The sequence below is a fragment of the Metabacillus sp. YM-086 genome (assembly GCF_048059995.1).
GTDB lineage: Bacteria > Bacillota > Bacilli > Bacillales > Bacillaceae > Metabacillus > Metabacillus litoralis_B.
The window spans coordinates 1-21917 of record NZ_JBLUOI010000030.1 but is presented as its reverse complement, the minus strand read 5'-3'; the positions used below and the strand labels follow the sequence as shown (position 1 = coordinate 21917).

Sequence of the window (21917 nt, the reverse complement as noted above, 5' to 3'; positions counted from 1 at the left end):
TATTAGAGGTTTATTGAAGAGGTATGATTTTTTTAAATACAGAAAGCTGTCCCGGCTGTGCTTGTATCGGGACAGCTTTTTGCTTATTTGCTGCTTTTGGGTCTCGATTTCGCTTGTATCGGGACATATCTTTGCTGCTTTGCTGCTCTTGGGTCCCGATTCCGCTTGTATCGGGACAGATCTTAGCTTGGTTGCTGCTTTTGTGTCCCGATTTCGCTTGTATCGGGACATATCTTAGCTGTTTTGCTGCTTTTGGGTCCCGATTCCACTTGTATCGGGACACATCTTAGCTTGGTTACTGCTTTTGGGTCCCGATTCTCCTTGTATCGGGACATATCTTAGCTGTTTTGCTGCTTTTGGGCCCCGATTCTCCTTGTATCGGGACACATCTTAGCTTGGTTACTACTTTTAAGTCCCGATTCTCCTTGTATCGGGACAGCTTTCAGCCTATTTACTGCATTTTTGTCCCATTTCCCCTTGTATCGGGGCAGTCTTCAGTCTATTTTTAACTATCATTGTTCCAATAAAACCGGAACAAATCTTCCTTCTTACAAATTATATCCTCCACAATTCCTTTCGGGACGTTGTTACAGCATGTGCACCTGCTTTTAACACACTAGTTACTTCTTCATGATTTGTTATTAAACCGCCTGCTATTACAGGAATATTTGTTTCCTGACTTACTTTTTGAATCAAATGTGGCACACAGCCTGGTAGAACTTCTATAAAGTCAGGTTGAACCTTTTGAGCTAAGCTGTAACTTGTATCAATTGCCAACGTATCGAGCAAAAATAGTCGCTGAATCGATAAAATGCCATTTTTCTTAGCTGTCTTTAATACACTTGCTCGTGTTGAAATCACTCCATCAGGCTTTATTTTTTGACATAAAAACTCTGCTGAGTACTCATCGTTCTTTAAACCTTGTATTAAATCTGCATGTAAGAGGATTTTTTTATGATTTGCTTTTGCTAGCTTCATAATATTATCTAATTGTGCAATATGCACTTCAAGCATTACGATAAACTCTACATTTTTAGTAGAAAGGACCTGCTCAAAATCCTTCATTGATTTGGTCGCAGGTAGCACCTGTTGTTTTTCAAACATCAGTGAACCACACCCTTTCTATACACTTTTAGCATGAGGATGTTCATCATACTCTACAGGAACAGTGGCATCATATATGTGTTTCTCTAACTCATCGCGGAAACGTTGTTCTTCTTCAGCTGACCAAGAAAAAATGGTTGCCATGTATTTTGTAACAGGTTCTTTCCACTTGTTCACCCAATTTATATCAAAGAAAAGGGCACTAGTTCTTCTAATGAAGAAATCACATAGTGTTCCTACCATTTCTTGTTCAATTCCATAAATAAGGGATGCATATACTTCTAACGAAAGTCCAGCAGCCTCCGCTTCATGTCCACTATGTTTGATTACTTCATAGAGGGCAGAAATATTTGATCCATATCGTTTCACTAGCTTCGTTGCTTCTTCCTCTGTTAAACCTAAATTTATACCTTTTTGAACCTGTTCTTTCACGAAATTAGGGTACTGATTGGAACCACCAACATCTCCACCCGAAAGAACAATCTGATCTGTCGTACATGCAGGATAATTTTTTCCTCTTAGTTCTTCTAGTACAAGGTTTACAACACCTTCTGCCATTTTGCGATAACCTGTTAGCTTCCCTCCAGCAATTGTCACTAAGCCGGAAGGTGAAACAAAGATTTCATCTTTTCTAGAAATCTCTGAAGGATCTTTTCCTTCTTCGTGAATAAGAGGACGTAAGCCTACCCAGCTTGATTCAACATCATTCGTTGTTAAGTTTAGGTTTGGAAACATATAATTAGTAGCTTTTAAAATATAATCTCTGTCCTCTACTGTCATTCTTGGATGGCTAATTGAGCCTTTGTAATTTGTATCAGTTGTGCCTACATATGCTTTGTTATCACGTGGTATAGCAAACATCATTCTACCGTCTTTAAAAGGAGTGTCAAAATACACTGCTTCTTTTAGAGGAAAACGTGACGAATCAATCACAAGGTGAACACCTTTTGTTAAGTGCAAATATTTCCCTTTCTTTGATTTGTCTTTCTCTCTTAACGTATCAACCCATGGACCTGCAGCATTTACAATTTTCTTTGCATAAATTTTCCGCTTCTCACCAGTTAGTAAATCATGAATTTGAACTCCAATAACTTTTCCATTGTTATAAATAAATTCTTCTGCTTTTGTATAATTTGAGGCCAAAACACCTCTGTTTACCGCTTCTTTCATTACTTCTAATGTTAATCGTGCATCATCTGTTCGATACTCAACATACACCCCAGATCCTTTTAATCCTTCTTCACGTAATAGAGGCTCACGATCGATTGAATTTGTTTTGTTCAGCATTTTTCTTCTTTCGACTTTCTTAACTCCAGCTAAATAATCATATACTTTTAAGCCGATAGAAGTAGAAAACTTACCAAATGTTCCATTCTCAATGATTGGCAACATCATCCAGACAGGTGTTGTGACATGTGGGGCATTTTCATAGACAATCGCCCGCTCTTTTCCAACCTCTGCTACTAGCTTTACCTCGAATTGCTTTAAATAGCGTAAGCCTCCATGTACAAGTTTTGTAGATCGGCTAGAGGTACCTGCAGCAAAATCCTGCATTTCAATCAATCCGGTTTTTAAACCACGAACCTGGGCATCTAAAGCAATTCCTGTTCCTGTAATTCCACCACCGATAACTAGTAGATCTAAAGTGCTCGCTTCCATTTCTTCTAAATATTTTGAACGATTTATGCTAGAAAACTGTGTCATTGTTTATCATCCTTTCAAATTGTAGGTAAAACAACAAAAAAGGGGACCACAACATGAACTGTAAAGAAATCCTTTTACAGCTTTGTTGTGGTCCCCTCAAAACGTCTCAAGACCAATTTTTTATTAACTTTTAGATATATACATTATAGCAGCTTTTTTCTTAATTTTCAATTAAGTTGTTTGCTTTTTACCCTTTTTATTTGGCTTAAAGCTCATTGTTGCCTTTACTGCATCCTGCCAGCCTTCATATAGCTCATTTCTTTGACCCTCATCCATTGTAGGATCAAATGATTGATCTACCTTCCATTGTGAAGCAATTTCTTCACGGTCCTTCCAGAAGCCTACCGCTAATCCTGCTAAATATGCTGCTCCTAAAGCTGTTGTTTCATTTATAACTGGACGCTCCACAGGAACATTGAGAAGATCACTTTGGAAATGCATAAGCATATTGTTTTTCACTGCTCCACCATCTACGCGTAGTTTTTTCAGTTCAATTCCAGAGTCTGCTTCCATTGCTGTTAATACATCCTTTGTTTGATAAGCTAGAGATTCAAGGGTTGCACGTACAAAATGTTCTTTCGTTGTTCCACGAGTTAAACCAAACACCGCACCTCGTGCATCACTATCCCAATAAGGCGTACCTAATCCTACGAAAGCAGGAACAACGTATACGCCATCAGTTGAATCGACTTTTGAAGCATAGTCTTCTGATTGTGGGGCACTCTCGATCATCTTAATTCCATCACGTAACCATTGAATCGCAGACCCTGCAACAAAAATACTTCCTTCTAGAGCATACTCAACTTTCCCATCAATGCCCCAAGCAATTGTTGTTAACAAACCATTTGCTGATGGAACTGCTTTTTCACCTGTATTCATTAACATAAAGCAACCTGTTCCATATGTGTTTTTTGCCATTCCTTTTTCATAACATGCCTGCCCAAACAATGCAGCCTGCTGATCACCTGCCACCCCTGCAATTGGAACAGCTTCACCAAAAAAGTGATAATCAACTGTTTCTGCATAAACTTCTGATGAAGAACAAACTTCTGGTAGCATCGATTGTGGAATATCTAGAATGTCTAGGATTTCTTTATCCCACTCTAAATTGTATATATTATACATAAGTGTTCTTGACGCATTTGTATAGTCAGTAACATGCTTCTGCCCACCTGATAGTTTCCAAATCAACCATGTATCAATTGTTCCAAATAAAAGTTTCCCTTCGTTCGCTTTTTGTCTTGCACCTTCAACATGGTCAAGAATCCATTTAACCTTTGTCCCTGAAAAATAGGCATCTATTAATAATCCTGTTTTTTCACGAAAAAGATCATTATATCCTTTTTCTTTTAACTCTTCGCAAATGTCCGCCGTTTGTCTTGATTGCCAGACAATAGCATTGTAAACAGGCTTTCCAGTTTCACGGTCCCATACAACAGCTGTTTCCCGTTGATTGGTAATTCCAATGCTAGCGATTTCTTTTGGCGAAATATCCTTTTTAGCAAGAACTTCTGCAATAACTGCTAAGATTGAGCTCCAAATTTCTTGTGGATTATGTTCAACCCAGCCTGGTTTTGGAAAATACTGAGGAAACTCTCTTTGAGCTACTTCAACAATTTCACCCTTTTTATTAAATAAAATCGCTCTAGAGCTTGTTGTACCTTGATCTAACGCTAAAATATATTTCTTTTCCATGTGATTACCTCCGATATTCGTAGATTATATATTTAGATTACTTCTTGTTTTTTTGCTTCAAATCCTTTATTTGAGTGAGATACTTTTACAACTACTGCAATAACTGCTAATAATCCTATTAAAATATATAGAGCATTAATAGATCCACCAACAAACACAGCGTGATGAAATTGAGCACCAAGAACACCACCAACGATTGGTCCGATAACAGGAATCCAAGCATATTTCCAGTTAGAAGAACCTTTTCCTGCAATAGGAAGTAAAAAGTGAGCAATACGTGGACCTAGGTCACGTGCAGGATTAATCGCATAACCTGTTGTACCACCTAGTGATAATCCAATGGCTGTGATAAAGAAACCAACAATGATTGGATTTAACCCTTCTGTAAACGCGTTAGCACCAATTGATAAGAGACCAAAAATTAAAACAGCTGTACCTAACACTTCACTTATAAAGTTAGAAGGTGTATGCGCAATGGCAGGATCTGTAGAAAACACCGCTAATTTTGCAGCTTTATCTTCTGTTGCCTGCCAGTGTGGGTAATAGTATAACCATACAATAGTAGCACCGAGGAATGCCCCGATCATTTGACCCGCGATATATGATGGAACATCTGCCCATGGGAACTCACCAACAGAGGCGAAACCAATTGTAACTGCTGGATTTAAATGTGCACCGCTTACACTTCCAACAGCGTAAGCTCCAAATGCTACTGCAAACCCCCAGCCTAATGTAATAACAATCCAACCAGAGTCCTGTGCTTTTGATTTATTAAGCACAACACCACCTACTACACCACCACCGAAAATAATCAAAATCATCGTTCCTATAATTTCCCCTAAAAATGCTGACACTGTTAATCCCCCTTTATTTTTCTTTCTTGAAAATCTTGAATGCAATGTGCTGAAAAAGAAAAAGACAGCCACCTGCTTTAATAGGGAATATAATCCCCCTATTAAAACAAATGGCTGTCTCTCAATAACTCATCAGCACGATTCTTAACTTGTTAACATTATTATAAGTGTAATGGTTTGTTTTGTAAACGCTTTTTTACAAAAAAAAATAAACTACTAGATTGCTTGAATAGAATGTATTAGTTTTATTCTAGTAAATAGAACTGAAAAATAGATCATACATTGTTTACTAGGTCTCTCTTGTTATTGTGATAAAGGTAAAAATGAGTCTTTTCTCGGTAAGTAACCAAAGGGAGCCGGCTACATACATAGCAAAAACCCAGTTTTAATAAAACTGGGTTTGTTCATTAAAAACATTTTCGGGTACTACTAACTCCTGAAATCATTGTTTATACTGACCAACATATTATATTTAATAAATATATTCGGGAACTGATCTTTTCGGGGGAGTAAAAACAATTTTGGGTACTACCCCTTCGCAAAAATTTATGGGATATATAGTCCCTTTGTATACTGTGGATCAAGTTTATCCAGTGTACTATTATAATAACTTCTTTAGCTATTGATATTTCGAAAGAACCTTCACGTTACTTGCAGAGGCAGCTAACTGTCAGATTAGTGGAATAAACAAAAACCATCCTTTTTTTATGAAGGGATGGTTTTTTAAAGAAAGTTATTTATAATTTTCTTAATAATAATTCCAAATGCTACCCCAGGAAAAACAAACAACATTGGAAGCCAAACAGGACCCAACAATACTCCAAAAATCACTATGTTTGATGAAAAAATTAATCCAACAGTTACAAAAAACGCAGTTAATACATACGGAAGAAAAGAATAAGGGTCTTTGCCTCCGCCTGCATCTTTCACGGCATCCCACATAGAAAAAAAGTACAAACAAGGATAAAACATCAACCACTGATAATCTGCATGTTTTATGGCATTGGCAATTTCCCCGTGAAAACTCATAAGTATAATCTGATTGAAATTGGATTGTACATTAATCAGAAATTCAAGTATTAATAACACTGTGCCTTTAAAATACTTTCCGTTTAAATACTGTCCAAACCCAGGAAGTGCAATGCTCCACATTAGTTTTTCAAATGTACTCTTATTCACTTAAAAATACCCTAATAATTGTTTTACTACACTTCTTTTGCAATTTCTTTTCTATTAGGAGCAAGTGGAGGCTGTTCTAACCATTTATTTTGTACCATCAAATTAAACCATTTCTTCGTTACCCAAAGATTTTTTAGAATTGTTGCCTCATATGTCGTCACAAGATCTGTTCGCATGGCTGATGCTAGACCTGCCCCATGATAGTTTTGTGCAGCTTGAAACAAGAATCCAATATGATACAACATTAACTTATCGGAAAAAGGAGAGTCCGTTGAAGTTGTCACTTCTGTTTCCCAAGACTTCGGAACGGGTAAGTTATCCGCTTGCATGATTTTGGAAAATGTTTTTATTTGACCATCAGCCGTGTTCTGAGAATCCGTTAAGAACTTTCTTACTTCTTTTGTTTGAGCGACTTGACCGAAAGCAATCGAAAGGGTTTTAGCCATGATGCTTTTTTTAAGGTTGAAAGATATGCTAATGATTTCTGTCGCTGCTAACTTTCTACCCTTTCCGAAAAAGCCATCTGTGAAATCTTGGCTTGAAATATATTGAGGGTTTTGAGATGGATAAAATAAAGGGTCTCTCTGAAAACTTCCTTTCTCCAACAATAATTCAATTGTTTTATGATACATCTTTTTCGCATCGTTATCGCATGAATCGTAAAAATCCCTTAAGTCTTTTCTAACCGAAACAGCTAATGCAGTGCTGTGTCCTAGCAAACCATGTAATGTCATGATATGTAAATAATTTAGGCAAAATATATCCGTGAACAATCTCGGTTTACCTTTAAAGAGGTCAGAATCAGTAAATCCAATTGGAATTGGAAATCCCTCGTTCTCCATAAAAGATACGATTTGTTGTTTTTGTTTTCCGAACGTCTTAATAGCATCCTTAAAAATGGTTTTTATTGACTCGTCTTCAATAATAGAGACCATATATCGATTTACCACATCTGTCATTGTTCCGTTTACATACTCTCCCCATAATGTGCCTATCTCGGAAGATGTAAGTCTTAATTTATTTTCATCCACAATATCACCTCTTGGATATTATTTACCAATTAAGTAAGTGTTATGAATTCAATTAAGCAATATGAAGAAGATTTAATTAACTAAAAAAGGCAAGCACAATTCTATGCTTACCTTTTTTACAATAATGCGGATAGACAATACTTGTGAAATACTCAATACTAAAGTTAAAGACGGTATTATCTTAAGTAACCTGCTCTACTTCAATAAGGGGTTAAAGTAGTTGAAGAAGAATAAGTGGAATATTTAACCTTAAAAAACAACTGAATTACTATCTTATTTTATGGTCAACCTAAAATAAGATATTTTTTAGGGAGGTTCTACTTTATGCCAGAAAGATCAGCAATTACTTCATCTGAATTAGGTGTATTATGGCTTACATATCAGGAAAAGACAATGATTTTACGAATATTAGAATACTTAATAGAGAAAGCCGATGATGAAAAAGCCAAGGAGATTATGACTAATTTATATGGGGAGATTGACAACTATGTTGGTAAAATCACAGAAACTTTACAAAATGAAGGTGCTGTAATACCAGTTGGATTTACTGCTCAAGATGTTAACAAAGATGTGCCAAAGTTATATGATAATGGTTTTGACATCATGTTTGTTCGCCTACTGAAAGAAATTAGTATGGGGCTTCACTCATTAAATATAACTATGAGTTATCGAGAAGATATTGTACTGATTTTTAAAGATCTAACTGCCATTACTCAAAAGTATTACAACCTTTGCACACAATATTTGCTTAAAAAGGGGTTGCTTGTTAAATCTCCTCATGTTTCAATGCCAAAGTCAGTTGAATTTGTTAAAGATAACAGCTACTTGGGTGGACTCCCCATTAATCCGTTTAGCGAAAAACGTTCATTAAATACAGTGGAAGTTGCTCAACTTCATCATTCAATTGAATCAAATGTCTCAGGACTTCAAATGATTATAGGTTTTGCTCAATGTGCAAATGAAGCAGAGGTTAAAAACTACTTTAATGATGGAGCTGAACTTGCTAAAAGTATTGTAAAGGAATTAAGTGAAACCTTACTTCAAGGTGGTATACAAACTCCTCAAACATCAGGTGGTAATGCAACCCGTTCAACAATAGCACCATTTTCTGATAAATTGATGATGTATTGTACAAGTCTTTTTTGCAGTTTTTCTATGGGAAGTGGCTCACTAGGTACCGCCTTTAGTTTGCGAAATGATTTACCAGCTAAAATGACTATTTTTATGAAAGATATATTTGAATATGCTCATAAAGGTGCAAAAATAATGATTAAAAATGGTTGGATGGAAGAACCACCTCAAATGGAAGAACGAAAGCAATTAATTAAAAAGTAATGTCCTAAGACACTTGTGATATATTTTTTCTACAAATGATTTTAATCTAGTAAATTATGATGGAATCAGACAAGACCGAATGTTGTTTCTAAAAACACTCTAAAATACAAAACAGTGGGAAACGAATGCATCCCACTGTTTATTACGTTATTTAGTTGGTCCTTTCGGTGGTCGTTTTGGAAATAAGATTGCTTTATTTCCGCTAACAAATGTTGAGCCTAAAAGCAATATACCACCTAGCATTTGAACAACCATTTAGTAATTGATGCAATTCAATTAGCTAAAGGAAAAGGGTATAACTGGATTAGATGATTTAATTGGGATTGGCTATGATTTCACCATTCGTCTATTCCTTCGAATCTGAGAAACAGCTTATATTTATTTTCCTTTAGCCTTTTTGCAAGGTCATTTAACTCTTTGTTTACCAAGAGTTCACTGAAGATGTCTTCCATTCCTTTTTTCATTTAAAACATATACTTCAGAATCTCCATGAATTTTTAAAATAATTAATCAAGCATATAATCCCAATTAGGACTAATTATTTCATGATTATTTTCTTTGTTTCTAGTTTCATTTATCATGCGAATAAAAGAGTCAACAACATTCACTACTCCAATTAAAACAGTATCATTATTTCTAACACTCATATAGGCTCACTCCAATTTGTATATAAGGAAGAAAATTTTTTAACCAGAGTGTTCATAATCCGTATTATTTACACATGTAGAAATAAATCTTTTCACTTTAAATGAAGCATTAGGTCGTAAACCAGCTTGCCGATAGATTTTCCACTCTAAGACTTCCTCACCATTTGGTATTAACTGTTCAACCACCCATTGAATACGACGGATTTGAAAATCCTCAATCTTTTCTTCAACACTTTGTATATACTCAATCGTTCTAGGTATTTTATCTTTGCAATTTTCCAATAAAGAAAGTTCATTAATTTTACATCCAACAGCCCTCAATGTAATTCTTTTAGGTTTTTCATTTTGATGATCCCATGCGTTAATAACCTTCTTAATTTCTGCTAAAAGTTTTTCATCTCTTTCTTCCCAATTTACCCTTTCTTGCTTGACTTCAGGTGATTTTTTATTTGGAGAATTCCCATCTAACCATACCCTGTCATGGCGATACAACCACATATACACATCAGGTCTGATTTTCCTTAGTTCTGTTTTTGAATGAGCGGGGTATTGGGTTAATAATTCTGTCCATGCTAAACGATATTTTTCATAATGTAAAAGTTCCAGATCTTCTTTTTTAAACTTTTGCAAATTACTCTTAACAGCAACTTCCTCCAATGATGCCCCTTCCCATGAGTAAGGGATTCCTAGCAAGGTTGCTTGCCTTTTAACAGTATTGGGATCACATTTCAATTCTCGTGCAATCGACCGTAACCTTCTTCCTTCATTCATAAGAGTGAGTAATTTTTCTTCCCATACATGTCCGAATTTTTTTATGCGACCTATTTTGTATTGATCATTTTCATTCTGATCTGGACCTCTACGGGAATAAACAAATCCACAATCACATCTAAATGTGCCAACTGGTCTTTTTGTATCAGAACATCTTGTTATCACTAAATCATTAACAACCCTTTGTTCATAATGTGATGCAGCAGGATTTAGGCAATTCCACAGACCTTTTCCAAAAGGATGATAAGAACTTTGATTATCAAAATAATAATCAAGAGGTTCTCCTAGCATGTTCATCACCAATAAATGTCGAATCGGATGAAATACTTTTCTGTGTTTTTGAACAATCATAGTAACCCAATTACTTTCCTCATCAATCGAAATATCTGATTCTAATAGTTTGAGAAAATCATGCCCATAAAACCCCAAAAATGCTTGAACCCACTGTCTTCGGTCCACTCTTCCTTTGTAGTTGGCTAATCCCAATTTCTTTAATAAAGCCAAATAATGTTCACGATATTGGTTACTATCCCTAGCCTGTAATGGGTGATTCATTACCCACTCAATATTTTGTGCCAGTTGTAATAATTGTGATTTAATGGTTTCCTCATACACTGGTGGAAAGCAATTATTTTTTGGAAGGTTTTCAGAAGCGATTAAATACTCATGTTGATTAACCATTTTTGTTGAAATTTCAGTCGAACATAAGGAAATGCCATGTTTAGGACATAAAAGAACTCCTGGCACTTGGTGAATTCTATGCCAATAGGCTTCACAGAATTCATTTATATCTTCTTCGTAACATTTTGTGCAATATTTTAAGTAAGGATTGATTGAAATGTTACTTGCAGCAATACCAATCCTTGTATGAATCGAACCACCTTTATTTTCTTCCATGGAAGTTCGAATTAGATCTGCTCTTTCTGGCGAGATAAAGGGGCGTTAATAAGGAAAAAGGGTATATTGCTCAATAATTTGATCTAAGGTTAAGGTAGAATAAGGAAGCTGGTTTAAAAAGGCACCCAAATTCCCTTGCAAGTCTACTACCGCTCTTGTATTACGAGTACCAAATAACTCCTCGGTTGTCTGTTTAGGACTTAAATTTCCCGACCGAACATGATAACGAGCAAATATGCTATACAACAACTCATCTGGATACGGTGTAGGAAAGTCGACTATCATTCGTTCACCATCTTTCAAATAATTTCTATCAACGGATTTCTAATAAAATCTGCCTTTTCCAACGATTCATAAGCAGACATCTTTTCCTTTTTCCCATCTTGAACTATTAGACGTAAGTCTAACGGTCTGATTATTTTATCGCTTTCTATTTTCTTAGTCCGTCTTTGTTTTGGTTTGGTTTTCTTTTCATCTTCCAAAGAAAGTGCCAACTTCATTGATTCTTTCAATGCGAAAGTAACCTCAATCATTTCCCCATGTTCTTTTATGACTTGTTCTGCACAACGTTTAGCTAACTTTGGCTCAATATCCATTTGAAGGAGCTTCAACACAACTTCCTCTATAATGGAATTTTGCTGCTTATTTCTTTTTAACTCTTCTACCTTTTTTTGAATACGAATTTTTTCATTTAAATCAATTGAGGCTTTATATTTTTCGAAGTATTCCTCCATATCAATTGGTCGGATATCTTCATATTTCATGACTTCACTTTCAATACCTGACTTTAAAGCATCTAACATAGGACGCACTAGTCTTAAGCTATCCTTTGCTACTTGAACAATTAGGCGAGGAGTAATTTCTTCTTTCCCTGTGGCAATAGCTCTAAGTTGAGAAATCATGAAAAGTTTTACAGCAATATCCAGTATTCCTTGGCTTTCCACATATAAAATATTGTTTAATTCTTCAGTTAAAGGTGTGTACCGCTTTGTCCACTGATACTCCCACATGCCTTCGATTAATAAATCCCACATCTCATCCTTTTCCCACTGGTCCCAAACCATATCACCTTGTCCACTTCCACGCCTTGCTTGACGAAATTCGCTTTGCAGTACAGAAACGGCTTTGTTTGTCCCAATTAATATCACTGGGATGCCGATTGTATTTACCAAAGTGGTAAAAAAGTTAAGCATTTTGTCTGAGCCGCCACTTTTCGCTTCATTTAGATGTTGAATTTCATCTATTATCAATACCCCAATAGAATGCAAACTTGCAATATGGGACATATGTTGAAGCATTGTTTCAGTAGAATTTGATCTATTTCCGAACTTTTTAAAGTATTTAGTCCCCAGTAATTTATCGATTACTGAAAAAAATTGAATAGGAAGTCCTTTTATTGACCCATCAAAAGGACAATCTAGTTTTAACCAAGATAACTGAATGGTATTTAGCGGTGTATCCTTATAGTTGGAATGTACAATAATTTGGGGATAGTGATTAAGGACACGTTTAACACCACTCGATTTCCCTATCCCAGAAAGACCAAGTATTGTGAAACCTTGAGCGCTCTGCTCTAGGTTTTCACCCAAGGATGTTAGGACTTCCCCCTTTTTAATGGCTTCATAACTTTTCTGTATGAGAACAGCACGTTCCTTAGATAATGGATTTCTGGACAAATATCCCTGTCGAATGGTGCGAGAGATTCTATTTTCCAAATCCAAATGTTTATTCAGAGGCTGAAAGTACTGATAGAGACGAGGAATGCAATGATACCGATAATAAGCATCCAATTCCTTTTCACCAGAATCATAGGTTGGAAAGTTTGTTAGCTTCTCAACTGCTTGATCTGTGGAAAGAATAGGAGGAAGTGCTTCTATCAGTGGATTACCTTTATAATCGGAAATAACCTGTTCTGAATAGATTGCCTTGACACCGTACTCACCTTTTGGGAACTGAATAATATTAGTATTTTCTTGTTGCATTCAACAACTTCTCCTTCTGTTTTTTCTTTAACAAATCAATTGTTGTAGGAAATTTATAATCTTGATCTTCTTGCTCCTTATTTTGCATATTGAAAATTTTAGGGGCATCATTTCCTTGTCTCTCTTCCTTTGTTTCAGCTACACCCAACTTAAACACTTCAACTTCACGCCGTCTTTCTTTCTCGACAGCACGGTTTTCTTTAATATTACTCAATCGCTCTTTTTTGCTCATTGGAACATAATCGTTTTTAGCCTCTTCTTCCGCATTTTCTACGATATGTTTAATGTCACTATTGAGATCTACCTTACTTTGTAGTTCTATTTCTTGTTTATGTTTTTTCTTTTTGAATTCTTCATTTTCTAAAAAATACATAACATCATAAATAGATTTATCCAAATACTTTTCTTGGTGATCTAATAGGTTACACACTTCATATCCCATGCCATCATCATTCCGAACATAAATATTTGACATATTACGAGGATCATAAGAAACATTTATTTTCCAACTACCCTTTAAACTTGCTTCTTCAAACCAGTGTTCTTTTAATGCTCTTTCACAACTATAAAAACACTTTTTATTAAATTTAATACCACTTGATGTTACTGTTGCTTTTTTTGTCGGCATTAGATTTAATTTAACAATATCTTCAGGGTAACTTCGTAATTTACCTGAACGATGTTTAATTCCCCAGTTCCATAATTCACGAGGGATTAATGGCACTTCTTCATTGATCATCATTTCATCTGGATTATAATTTTCAAGGAAATGCTTATTGTTATGGTATAGAGCACATTTGATCATAATTTTTGTAAATTCCTTTAAAGTAAGTTTCCCGTCTAAACGATAATCCTTGCCTCCACGGACTAACCCTTCCTTGTCTACCGTTCCTGGAAGGAAAGGTTTTACTTTCAAATTGATTGTTCGGAAATGTTGCTCTATAATACCTTTCCAATCAGCACGATATGGCGGAGTATTTTCAACTGTCACATTGAAAGTATTAATTAATTGTTCAGGATTATACCCTTCAAACTCACCACGGTCAGCGAGTATTGTCTGCGGAAAATGACGGCAGCTCCAATCTTCTTCATTAATCTCAATGCCGTATTTCTTACAATACTGTACTTTTTCTATCCCTGTATTCGCCATTGCCATCATAGCTCCCACCCAGGATGGTCCCTCTAATCCTACGTATAAACCTGCTACCTCACGACTAAACACATCCATAACCGTGTACACAACAGGACGACCAATAATCCAATTACGATTAAATTCGCAAACAAGGTAAACATCTGCAACAGTCGCATCTACTTGAAATCTCCACCCTGGTCCATATACGTTAAAATCAGAACGTCCAAGGGTTGGTCTATCCTCAAGTTGATATTTCCTTTTCCCTTTTTTCTTTATTTGTTTAGATTCAGGGTTCAATATTTTATCAAAGTGATAACGAAATTGTTCAATAGAAGGAAGTTCATCGTTTGGTTTCAAGATTGGTTTTTTAACTCCATCGTCATATCTGAAATCAATCGCAAAAAATTTTTGAAGCATTTCCTCATAAACTACTGTGATAGGTGTTTTATTGTTATAAAACATTTTTATGCTCACTTCAAAAATTTTTTTAATTTCTTCAGTAACATTAATCCCATTCCCTAAAGAATTACCAAATTTACGGGGACGACCTGTTTTCTTTTCACTTAATTTTCTTTCCTTACCTTTTGCTCCCTGTTTATGATGATCAGGTAACAAAGCATTCTTTGCCTTCCCCCTTTGCCAATATTGCCTAAGATATTTGTAAATTAAACGCTTTGTTTTCCCCGAATTATCCATAGCTTCTTTTATCAGTGGTCCTCTAGTAAAACGTTCAAATATTTCTGGTTCTTTGTTTACAATAATAGAAATTGATTCCCATCGTTTATCTCTTTTTTTGATATGATTTGGTTTAAGTTCTTCTTCATTAAAAAAGATTTTATATGGCTCGTCTGAAACAAAACTTAAAGTTTTATTTTCTAGCATTTCTTCAAGATATTTAATTGATCGTTTTACTGGAAAAGCATTTTCATCATTAAGATCAATGACATAACAAATTACGTATCCATCATCAATCCAAAGTATTCGTTCTGTAACTTGATCACCTCCTGGAGTTTGAAAGCTAATTATTTCTCGCTCAGAGAATATCATGTTATTACCACCAACCTTTTATCTTGAACGGATTTAATCGAATCTCCGATATAATGATGAGTCTGAAAACGCTTACTTATATCAATACCAATTTCTTTATGCGCAATTAGGTATTTTAAAATGCCCAAACTCATCCCATCGTCTAAATGGAGTTCTAGATCCATTTCAGACAATACCTCAATAACGCTTCGATTCTCTTGTCTAATTCTTTTTTTAAGTTCAGAAGATAAACTTGTTAAAGATGAAGAAGTAAATTCTCCATGATAATAATAAGACTGATGAATCCACTCCATATTTCGAGTAAATTCTTTGTTAAACTGCTTCTCGGTAACAATTCCCCAGTCAATCTCTTGATGTTCCCAATAAGTCCGTTCTATCTCTAACTTTTCTAGCTTTCTTTTATCCTCTAATGCTTCTGATGGAATTATTGTTCGAGCTAAAGTTTCCGTTTTCCCTTGTTTTTTAACTGTTATTAAAAAGTCAGTAGTCATAACAGTAGGCACTTTATTCACAGGATCAATAGGATGATTTATTCCAATCTGTTCAGATATTTCATAAGTAAGGTCTCTATACAATGGAAAATGTTCGCGAATATCAGTAACATAATCAGACCACTCACAAATATAAAAGTAGGATCGCTCCAAGTTAGACATAAAGTGATGTATTCTATTAGTCTTCCACCCCTTCTCCCTTGTAGCAAGTCCCTCAGATGGTACATCTTGAATGGTCAACCATGGTTTATAATCCAGTCCACTTCCTTGACCTCGACCCTCTTTGATATACCTTTCAATTTTTTCTTCTGTCCAACCAGTTCTTCGCTTTGCCATGAAATATCACCTCACATTTTTATTATGATTATCAGCCTAGCACGAGCGCATGTTCCTTCTCAACAAGTAGTTTTTACCAACCTATTGATTTTTATTTATGAAAGATATATAATTATATATTTTGCTAAAAACATATTTTTTTATAAAAATATAATTTTCTTTCAAAATATTTATTTTTACTTTTTTATAATTTAAAGTCGTGAATTAAAAACTGGCGATTGTTTAATGACTGAGGGGAATAAAAACACTCTAAATTTAGCTTTTGATTTTTAAATGATTTAACCTCATTTCCCCTGAAAAATAAAATTGCTTCCTTATCTCCAATCTGAAATTTTGCATGTTGGTTCTTATTACCAAAGTAAATCACTCTTTCAACCATCTCACTGCAATAAAAAATTGGTGGTAAATTACCTTTACCAAAAGGTTCAAGATACCTTAACTGATCATGCAATTCTTTTGGAAATTCTAATATAGGTAGTGTTTTCTCATACTTAAAGCCAACTTCATCAACTATATTTTGAGTATTGTTTTGAAGTGTTTGACGAAACTGGTGATAACGGTCAAGATGTATGTTAAGTTCGACAGCTGCTTGATGACCATTATAAGATTTAATAAAATCTGAACATTTACTGATAGCTTGAATAAATGAGAACGCAGACCCACTAAAACTTCTTCCTGCCCCTTTCCCGCTACTTGCAATAACAATACTTGGCTTTCTATATTTTTCAGAGATTTTGGTAGCTAATAATCCTGTAATCCCTTCGTGGAAATTACCCGCCACCACAATTACTTTCTGCTTATTGATTTCATTTAAATTGATTAGTAATTCCGCTTGTAATAATTGTTCATGAAGCAGGTTCTTCCTAAGATCATTTAACCGAATTAGCTTTCTCCAACATTCCTCAATTTTTTCTTCGCAAGCATTACTCGTCAAAACTTTCACTGCAAAGTTAGGATCGCTCAATCTTCCAATTGAATTAATAATTGGAACAATTGAATATGCAATTGAGGTGCTTGTTATATGCCTCATTTGCAAGAGATTTAAAAGTGCTCTTACTCCCTTTGATGGATCATTAACCATCTTTTCAATACCCAGCTGAACGATTAATCGATTCTCATCCTTTAAAGGAACTGCATCCCCTATCGTTCCTAAAGCAGCTAATTCAAAAAACTCCATTTTACATTTATTCCAATAACCTCTTTCAAGTAATAAAGCCTGAACTAGCTTTAAAGCCACTCCTACACCCGATAGGTAAGGAAATCTAAGATTATTATCACTTCTCTTTGGATTGATAAATGCATAACAATCTGGATATTTTCCCAAAACATCATGATGATCAGTAACAATTACATCAATTCCCCTTTTCCCCGCTCTGCCGATTGCATCATGTGCCGTAGTCCCGTTATCAACAGTTATAATAAGTGCGACATCCTCATCTGCAAATTTATCTACACCATCAATAGATAATCCGTACCCCTCCGTCCTTTTAGGAATGTAAAACGTAACATCAGCTTTAAACATTCGTAAGGCTTTATATAAAATCGAAGTTGCCGTTACTCCATCAACATCATAATCCCCAAAGATAGCTATTTTTTCTTTCCTTTTGATTGCAAACAAAATTCTATCTACTGCTTTTTTCATATCTACTAGACAATATGGTTCAAACAAATTTGAATAGTCTGGCTTTAAAAACTGATCTATTGAATTGTAATCACGGTAACCCCTTTCAAAAATTAATTTCATTACAAGGGGTTCTAAAGAAAACTCTTTTGCAAAGTACTCTATTTTAGCCTTGTCTTTTAAACTTTCCAACGATTCATTCATCTTCCAGCTCTGACTCACTTTTTTACTACCTCCATAAAATAAATTTCACTATACTCGTTTTAAGCTTGGTATAATTTAGTTAAGATGCAAATTTAAATAAATCAGCTACTAAATTGCGAGGTGATACAGATGATATTAGAAATCGGACATAAAATTAGAACTCTACGAACCAAGCGCGGGATGAGTCTAAGTGAACTAGCTCAAAAATTAGATGTTTCTGTTGGATACTTAAGTAATCTCGAAACTGGGAAGAGTGAAACAATTCAACTCTCATTTTTAGAAAAGCTACAAAAAGAATTGACTCTTTTTACACCACAAGCACTTGAGTTCTTAGAGTTAGATTCTGACTTTGAACATCGTTTAGTTCATGCCTGCAATACTCTTAGGGAATTAAATACTATTAACCCCGAACAATCAGAATATCTATTATCAATAGTAGAAAAAGGCGCTGAACTCTTTACATCAGATAACTAATAGTCACCTTTATTACCAATAAGTTAATATTTTATTCACTTAATTGAAATATTTTGTTCATTTAAATGAAAACACAAAAATAAAAAAACCTTAAATGGCGAAATCGTTCTCCATTTAAGGTTTTTTATGAAAAGATTATCTAGTTATTGACTTTATTCAAGTTCATCTTGGAAATTTGAATCTTTTAACATTTGGTATACATGTTCTCCCATGTAGGAGAAGATAAACAATATTTTGACCTTAGTGAAGTTAATATTAGACAGTTTAACCCTATTGAAAGAAAAGGTTACCTGTTAATAAGGTATGGAGAAAAAATCTTATTGGCTGATTTACAGCATTTTATTAACGAACTTATCGATGAAAGAAGCAAAGCACCATATGACCGATATGCTTCTAACAAAGAATAACGATGGAAGTTTAAAATAATAAAAGATGGATGTTATCAAATCCAAAGGATTAAAGAGAAAAAACTATTCGTTATTAACAATTTCAGTAGAGAAGAAGTCATAGATATTTTTAGAAATCAATTCTGAAATCGTTCCACCATTTGAATTGGCTTTTTTAGATATGAAAAAGCATCGGTTCAACTAACCGACGCCACTAAGCATTAAGCTAATTATCGCAATACAAAAGTGATTATTTCTTAAGCGATATTCTTAATATTGTTTATCAACATATATTATTTTTTTGTTATTTTCAAATTCCGCTTTTATTTCTGTTGGTAAACTTACTGGACTCCTTATATCTTGTATATTGATTTTGTATAATTCACCTTGTCTTTCAATTATACAAGTAAAGTAATAATATCGATTATTTACTAATATAATGTGAGATACTCTGATTTGGTTTGTGGGAACATTTAGAAAAAACCTTTGTAAATCAACTCTTTCTTGCTCTGATAGTTCAAAATTATTTTCTTTGGGTAACTGCAAATCATTACCTAAGACTAAAGGCGAACTTAGATAAATATCATATCCTGTCGCTTCCATATATATAAGTGAAGAACAATTAAAAATTCCATATTTATTTATTAATTTTATTTGTGTGTACGGCTCCGTTCCTGTTATTAAGAAGTTCCAATTGATATTATTCAATTTCATTAATTTTGTAATATCAAAATTCTTATCTGATAGATTAATTGCATTAAATAAATCGGTCGGGGTTAAAATTTTTACTCCGTTATCTTCTGGGCTACTTAACTTCGACAATATATGTGCTAGTGATATTGAAAAGAAAATAAAAAGACCCGTAACTACAAATGTCAGAATTAAGGATAAGTAATGGGTTTCCCCCTTACTCTCAAGGATTACCATAAACTTTGAAGCACCAGCAATAAGCCATACTGGAGTTAAGAACCATAAAACTATTATACTTACCCGTACTGCCTTTAATAAAACTTTAGGTGTTTTACTTAAATATTCAAAATCAATAACATTCTGTTCAAATTCTGCTTCATTCTCTTTTTCAACATTCTTCTTCATGTTATAAATCAACTTCATCATTTCTGATGTGTGGTTTTGATATTGATGGGACAAAAATATCGTAAAAACCCCTAAAACAGAGAATATACTAGCTGTTAGCCAACTAGTATATTCAACAGTTTCTTCGGAATGGATTAGTTGTGTTTTAATTTCAGTAAGAGCTGCTTTAAGTATTTCTTTCAATTCTATCACCGTCTAATAGTTTTTCTATTACTTCAATTCGTTCTGCATCTGTTTTTATTAAGGAAGTAACAACCCTATTGGAACTGCTTGAATTATATAAACTTGTGATGACGCTTTTGCCATCTTCAAGTAAAAAAGACTGTATTCCTAAATCAATTGGAATACACATCCATTGAAACTTTTCATTCAACACTTTAAAAACGTAATATAGTAACTCTTTATTACGGCAAAAAACGATAAGTAAGCTCCGATTCTCATCGATCCAAACGTTCGTTTCATCGAAATCAATAAATAGCTTATTTGTAAGATAATATGAAAATGAATAACAATGAAAACTATTGACGGACTTTATAAATGTCCATCTATAAGTAAAATGAATAGACTCATCGATTATTTGCTCAAGTGGTTTTATATGGAATAGATAAAAACCATTACTATACCTCACTGATCATCACTCCCCGATAAGGTAGCGATTTATTACTTCCAGTACAACAGTTTTATCTGTCTGTTCAATTGACAATTCATAAACATCATCCTTAATTTTCCCAAGCACATTGGCAAGAAAAGCGGAGTCCCTTACTTTTGCTATTGCAATAATCTCATTTAGATCAGCCTGCACTTCTTGTTCTTTATATAATTTATTTAAAGAATTGGTTAATGTGGCTATTAAATGTCGGTTAATGGGACAAATGTTTAAGGTGTTTTGAAGGTTCGAATACTGAATTTTTAATGTAGCTTGAAAATCAATATATACCGTAACAATCTCATATGCATCGCTTTCTGTTTTAAATCGCAGTTGGAATCGAACGGATTTAATTTGATCACCAAGTCTAACTCGATCGCCAACTTCATAGCTTTCCAATAAGTTATTTCCACTTAGCCTAACTGAGCGAACCTTTTTTTCTTGGTTTTTGTTTGCAAATGCCACACTAAGATAGTCATTGATTTCATGATTATGTACATTGATGCTTTTTTGCATGAAATCAAGCAAAATAATAGTTTGTTTATCAAGTGCATATTCATTTTCAACTACGGTCTCCCGCTTCTTTCTGCTAACTGAAAAAGGATGAAAAGTCTTAAATGTTCTTGTTACATGTTTTTGAATGACTTTGTGTACAGCAGTTGATTGGTTTCTATCTCCACATTGTATGTAGCAAAGTCTTGTAACAGAATCAAATATCACATCAAAAGTAGATCGGCTTTCAGATTCGCCTTTTGTTTTTACTCCACCAAAATCCACTTGTTCCTTAAACTTTTCATAGGTTACAGGGAATTTTAAAATTGACCCATCTAAAATTGTAACAATGCCTATCCTTTTAATAAAAATAAAAACGTCATCCTTATAAGATTTCTCTTCCATGGAGGGCAAACATTGTTCAATTTTATCTTTTAAATTATTTAGAGTAACTTCTTCATCTAATTGAAACTCAAAAATAAAATTCGGATACCCTCTGGAAAATGTTTGGTCAAGTACATCGTAAATGCCAATAAGCATATCAACATCTACTTCTTCTGTTCTTAAATATGTAGCAAGTCCATGCTTGTCCATAAAGGAAGTTCTTACGCCATGGTGCATAAGTAAGTAAAGCCTAATAACCTCTAGTTTTTTATCTTCTTCTTTATCAAGTAATTGGAATACTCTTTCAATTTCTTTATCAATGTTTATTTCTTGTGTTAAATTAGAATAAAGTTTGCAGAAGCGAGGAAGCACGTTCAGCCCTTATCTAATCTGACTTCAATGGGGTTATC

At 34.4% G+C, this 21917-nt stretch carries 18 protein-coding genes and 1 pseudogene; 3 read left to right on the top strand and 16 right to left on the bottom strand.

Annotated elements, in window-relative coordinates:
* Positions 1 to 555: 555 nt before the first annotated feature.
* From ACEWK1_RS14125 to ACEWK1_RS14100, 6 genes are all read right to left on the bottom strand, one after another.
* The gene (locus ACEWK1_RS14125) at positions 556 to 1107 is read right to left on the bottom strand and encodes a glycerol-3-phosphate responsive antiterminator (protein WP_416636417.1); all 552 of its coding nucleotides are present in this window, start codon (positions 1105 to 1107) and stop codon (positions 556 to 558) included.
* 15 nt (positions 1108 to 1122) lie between these two features.
* Positions 1123 to 2808: a glycerol-3-phosphate dehydrogenase/oxidase gene (locus ACEWK1_RS14120; RefSeq protein ID WP_416636394.1), complete on the bottom strand. Its 1686-nt coding sequence runs from the start codon at positions 2806 to 2808 to the stop codon at positions 1123 to 1125.
* A gap of 171 nt (positions 2809 to 2979) precedes the next feature.
* Entirely contained in the window at positions 2980 to 4503 is a 1524-nt protein-coding gene (glpK, locus tag ACEWK1_RS14115) for a glycerol kinase GlpK (RefSeq protein ID WP_416636393.1), read from the bottom strand.
* A 32-nt stretch (positions 4504 to 4535) separates the two neighbouring features.
* Positions 4536 to 5357: an MIP/aquaporin family protein gene (locus tag ACEWK1_RS14110; protein WP_416636392.1), complete on the bottom strand. Its 822-nt coding sequence runs from the start codon at positions 5355 to 5357 to the stop codon at positions 4536 to 4538.
* A 723-nt stretch (positions 5358 to 6080) separates the two neighbouring features.
* The gene (locus tag ACEWK1_RS14105; protein ID WP_416636391.1) at positions 6081 to 6536 is read right to left on the bottom strand and encodes a hypothetical protein; all 456 of its coding nucleotides are present in this window, start codon (positions 6534 to 6536) and stop codon (positions 6081 to 6083) included.
* 26 nt (positions 6537 to 6562) lie between these two features.
* A complete protein-coding gene (locus ACEWK1_RS14100; protein ID WP_416636390.1) occupies positions 6563 to 7567 on the bottom strand; it encodes a DUF3231 family protein in 1005 nt (334 codons plus the stop codon).
* A 324-nt stretch (positions 7568 to 7891) separates the two neighbouring features.
* Between ACEWK1_RS14100 and ACEWK1_RS14095 the strand changes: the two genes are divergently transcribed.
* The gene (locus tag ACEWK1_RS14095) at positions 7892 to 8902 is read left to right on the top strand and encodes a DUF3231 family protein (RefSeq protein WP_416636389.1); all 1011 of its coding nucleotides are present in this window, start codon (positions 7892 to 7894) and stop codon (positions 8900 to 8902) included.
* 506 nt (positions 8903 to 9408) lie between these two features.
* Here the strand turns inward: ACEWK1_RS14095 and ACEWK1_RS14090 are convergent.
* The 7 genes and pseudogenes from ACEWK1_RS14090 to recJ all read right to left on the bottom strand — a co-directional run bounded on the left by ACEWK1_RS14090 (position 9409) and on the right by recJ (position 18030).
* Complete coding sequence (locus ACEWK1_RS14090; protein ID WP_416636388.1) at positions 9409 to 9549, bottom strand: hypothetical protein; 141 nt, start codon at positions 9547 to 9549, stop codon at positions 9409 to 9411.
* A 39-nt stretch (positions 9550 to 9588) separates the two neighbouring features.
* Positions 9589 to 11001, bottom strand: a complete 1413-nt coding sequence (locus ACEWK1_RS14085) for a TnsD family Tn7-like transposition protein (protein ID WP_416636416.1) — start codon at positions 10999 to 11001, stop codon at positions 9589 to 9591.
* Positions 11002 to 11037: 36 nt separating this feature from the next.
* Positions 11038 to 11502 (bottom strand): annotated as a pseudogene (locus tag ACEWK1_RS14080) (TniQ family protein); the annotation flags it as partial.
* A 14-nt stretch (positions 11503 to 11516) separates the two neighbouring features.
* A complete protein-coding gene (locus tag ACEWK1_RS14075; protein WP_416636387.1) occupies positions 11517 to 13199 on the bottom strand; it encodes an ATP-binding protein in 1683 nt (560 codons plus the stop codon).
* A complete protein-coding gene (locus ACEWK1_RS14070) occupies positions 13180 to 15378 on the bottom strand; it encodes a Mu transposase C-terminal domain-containing protein (protein WP_416636386.1) in 2199 nt (732 codons plus the stop codon). Before ACEWK1_RS14070 ends, ACEWK1_RS14075 begins: the two co-directional genes overlap by 20 nt.
* Complete coding sequence (locus ACEWK1_RS14065; protein ID WP_416636385.1) at positions 15375 to 16205, bottom strand: TnsA endonuclease N-terminal domain-containing protein; 831 nt, start codon at positions 16203 to 16205, stop codon at positions 15375 to 15377. The genes ACEWK1_RS14070 and ACEWK1_RS14065 overlap by 4 nt, the downstream gene beginning before the upstream one ends.
* Before the next feature lie 184 nt (positions 16206 to 16389).
* The gene (gene recJ / locus ACEWK1_RS14060; protein WP_416636384.1) at positions 16390 to 18030 is read right to left on the bottom strand and encodes a single-stranded-DNA-specific exonuclease RecJ; all 1641 of its coding nucleotides are present in this window, start codon (positions 18028 to 18030) and stop codon (positions 16390 to 16392) included.
* Between the two features lie 129 nt (positions 18031 to 18159).
* On the opposite strand from recJ, the gene ACEWK1_RS14055 reads away from it, so the two are divergent.
* Together ACEWK1_RS14055 and ACEWK1_RS14050 are read left to right on the top strand one after the other, a co-directional pair.
* A complete protein-coding gene (locus tag ACEWK1_RS14055; protein ID WP_416636383.1) occupies positions 18160 to 18504 on the top strand; it encodes a helix-turn-helix domain-containing protein in 345 nt (114 codons plus the stop codon).
* Positions 18505 to 18704: 200 nt separating this feature from the next.
* Positions 18705 to 18911, top strand: a complete 207-nt coding sequence (locus ACEWK1_RS14050) for a hypothetical protein (protein ID WP_416636382.1) — start codon at positions 18705 to 18707, stop codon at positions 18909 to 18911.
* Between the two features lie 249 nt (positions 18912 to 19160).
* On the opposite strand, the gene ACEWK1_RS14045 is transcribed toward ACEWK1_RS14050, so the two are convergent.
* From ACEWK1_RS14045 to ACEWK1_RS14035, 3 genes are read right to left on the bottom strand one after another with little or no spacing between them, the layout of a single operon-like run.
* Positions 19161 to 20168: a hypothetical protein gene (locus ACEWK1_RS14045; protein WP_416636381.1), complete on the bottom strand. Its 1008-nt coding sequence runs from the start codon at positions 20166 to 20168 to the stop codon at positions 19161 to 19163.
* The gene (locus ACEWK1_RS14040; RefSeq protein ID WP_416636380.1) at positions 20152 to 20613 is read right to left on the bottom strand and encodes a hypothetical protein; all 462 of its coding nucleotides are present in this window, start codon (positions 20611 to 20613) and stop codon (positions 20152 to 20154) included. Before ACEWK1_RS14040 ends, ACEWK1_RS14045 begins: the two co-directional genes overlap by 17 nt.
* Before the next feature lie 6 nt (positions 20614 to 20619).
* Positions 20620 to 21879, bottom strand: a complete 1260-nt coding sequence (locus ACEWK1_RS14035; RefSeq protein ID WP_416636379.1) for a hypothetical protein — start codon at positions 21877 to 21879, stop codon at positions 20620 to 20622.
* Positions 21880 to 21917 lie beyond the last annotated feature (38 nt).

Excerpts from the sequence above, each read along its gene's own strand:
- ACEWK1_RS14120 (WP_416636394.1), bottom strand. The coding sequence starts at position 2,808 with ATGACACAGTTTTCTAGCATAAATCGTTCAAAATATTTAGAAGAAATG.
- glpK (WP_416636393.1), bottom strand. The coding sequence starts at position 4,503 with ATGGAAAAGAAATATATTTTAGCGTTAGATCAAGGTACAACAAGCTCT.
- ACEWK1_RS14095 (WP_416636389.1), top strand. The coding sequence starts at position 7,892 with ATGCCAGAAAGATCAGCAATTACTTCATCTGAATTAGGTGTATTATGG.
- ACEWK1_RS14090 (WP_416636388.1), bottom strand. The coding sequence starts at position 9,549 with ATGAGTGTTAGAAATAATGATACTGTTTTAATTGGAGTAGTGAATGTT.
- ACEWK1_RS14085 (WP_416636416.1), bottom strand. The coding sequence starts at position 11,001 with ATGGTTAATCAACATGAGTATTTAATCGCTTCTGAAAACCTTCCAAAA.
- ACEWK1_RS14075 (WP_416636387.1), bottom strand. The coding sequence starts at position 13,199 with ATGCAACAAGAAAATACTAATATTATTCAGTTCCCAAAAGGTGAGTAC.
- ACEWK1_RS14070 (WP_416636386.1), bottom strand. The coding sequence starts at position 15,378 with ATGATATTCTCTGAGCGAGAAATAATTAGCTTTCAAACTCCAGGAGGT.
- ACEWK1_RS14065 (WP_416636385.1), bottom strand. The coding sequence starts at position 16,205 with ATGGCAAAGCGAAGAACTGGTTGGACAGAAGAAAAAATTGAAAGGTAT.
- recJ (WP_416636384.1), bottom strand. The coding sequence starts at position 18,030 with ATGAATGAATCGTTGGAAAGTTTAAAAGACAAGGCTAAAATAGAGTAC.
- ACEWK1_RS14055 (WP_416636383.1), top strand. The coding sequence starts at position 18,160 with ATGATATTAGAAATCGGACATAAAATTAGAACTCTACGAACCAAGCGC.
- ACEWK1_RS14050 (WP_416636382.1), top strand. The coding sequence starts at position 18,705 with ATGTTCTCCCATGTAGGAGAAGATAAACAATATTTTGACCTTAGTGAA.